The organism is Elizabethkingia argenteiflava, from assembly GCF_009904105.1.
GTDB lineage: Bacteria > Bacteroidota > Bacteroidia > Flavobacteriales > Weeksellaceae > Elizabethkingia > Elizabethkingia argenteiflava.
In genome coordinates this window covers 1-1,757 of record NZ_JAAABJ010000292.1, presented here as the reverse complement: position 1 = coordinate 1,757, position 1,757 = coordinate 1, and the positions used below count along the sequence as shown (strand labels likewise).

Sequence of the window (1,757 nt, the reverse complement as noted above, 5' to 3'; positions counted from 1 at the left end):
ATAAATTTATTTCCTTTCAGAGCTTGCTCTTTTTCTACCTGTTCTTTAATATCCGCAGCTTCTGCGTAAATTTTGGTGGTAATGCTTTTGGCCTGGTTATTGGCCCATGCAGTTGCCGAGTCGATCTGACCCTTTGTATAAGGAACACTAAAGGCATTTTTCATCAACTTCATTTTATTAACCATCTCGGAGCGATCCAATTGATTCGCAATTAACCAAGGGAAGCGCGGCATAATAGAGCCTGGTGAAGTACTTCTAGGGTTATACATATGCTTGAAGTGCCAGGAATCGGGATTTCGGTTTCCTTCTCTCTGTAAATCGGGTCCTGTTCTTTTAGATCCCCATAGGAAAGGTCTGTCGTATACGAATTCACCTGCTTTAGAATACTGTCCGTTTTTACTATCAAATCTCACAATTTCATCGCGGAAAGGACGAATCATTTGGGAGTGGCAAGAATTACATCCCTCACGGATATACAAGTCACGACCCTCTAACTCTAATGGTGAATAAGGTTTCACAGCTGAAATCGTAGGTACGTTTTTCTTCATGGTCAGAGTAGGGATAATCTCCACGGCTCCTCCTATGGATAGGGTGATAAAAGCACCTACAGAAAGTATAAAAGGCATTCTCTCTATCCAAAGGTGAACAGCTTCCCCAGCTTTTCTGTCAGGGCTAATTCTGGCCAGTGCAGGAGCCTCGGCAGCCACATCTTTTTGAAAAGAGCCTTGTTTAATGGTTTTAACTACGTTTACCACCATCAGGATAGCACCTGTTAAATAAAATGAACCGCCTAAGAATCTCAATTTATAGTAAGGGATAATCGCCGTTACGGTATCCAGCCAGTTTTTGTACATTAAGGTACCATCGGGATTAAATTGCTTCCACATTAAACCTTGTGTAAATCCTGAAATATACATGGGTACGGCATAGAAAATCACCCCTAAGGTTCCTAACCAGAAATGCCAGTTGGCTAATTTTACGGACCACAGTTTGGTTCTCCAGAGTATGGGAACCATAAAGTAAATAATCCCAAAGGCCATAAAGCCATTCCAACCTAAGGCGCCCAAGTGCACATGCCCAATAACCCAGTCAGTATAATGCCCGATTTTATTTAATGTTTTCGTAGCTAAGAGCGGTCCTTCGAAGGTGGCCATACCATAACAGGTAACAGCAACCACAAAGAATTTAAGCACAGGATTTTCTCTTACCTTATCCCATGCCCCCCTAAGGGTAAGCAAACCGTTTAACATCCCACCCCAAGAGGGTGCGATCAGCATAATTGAAAAACCAGTTCCTAAAGCTTGTGCCCAGCCAGGAAGAGCAGTATACTGCAAGTGGTGAGGTCCTGCCCAGAGATACACAAAGATCAGTGACCAGAAGTGTATAATGGATAATTTATATGAAAATACAGGCCGATCGGCGGCTTTGGGCATAAAGTAATACATCATTCCCAAAATAGGAGTGGTGAGTACAAAGGCTACGGCATTATGCCCATACCACCATTGTACAATAGCATCTTTAACCCCTGCATACGCAGAATAGGATTTCCAGAAATTCAAAGGTACTTCCAGGTTATTCACAATGTGTAATAAAGCCACTCCTATCCAAGTGGCAATATAGAACCATATAGCTACATATAAATGTCTTACTCTTCTTTTGGCTATCGTCGCAAACATGTTAACACCAAAGATGATCCACGAAAAAGCGATTAATATATCAATCGGCCACTCGTGTTCTGCATATTCCTTAGATGTATT

The 1,757-nt window shown here is 41.9% G+C and carries 1 protein-coding gene; it reads right to left on the bottom strand.

Annotation, left to right across the window (positions count from 1 at the left end):
- On the bottom strand, window positions 1-1,757 hold a 1,757-nt coding region (gene ccoO / locus GNY06_RS03050; RefSeq protein WP_166518751.1), incomplete at both ends, for a cytochrome-c oxidase, cbb3-type subunit II.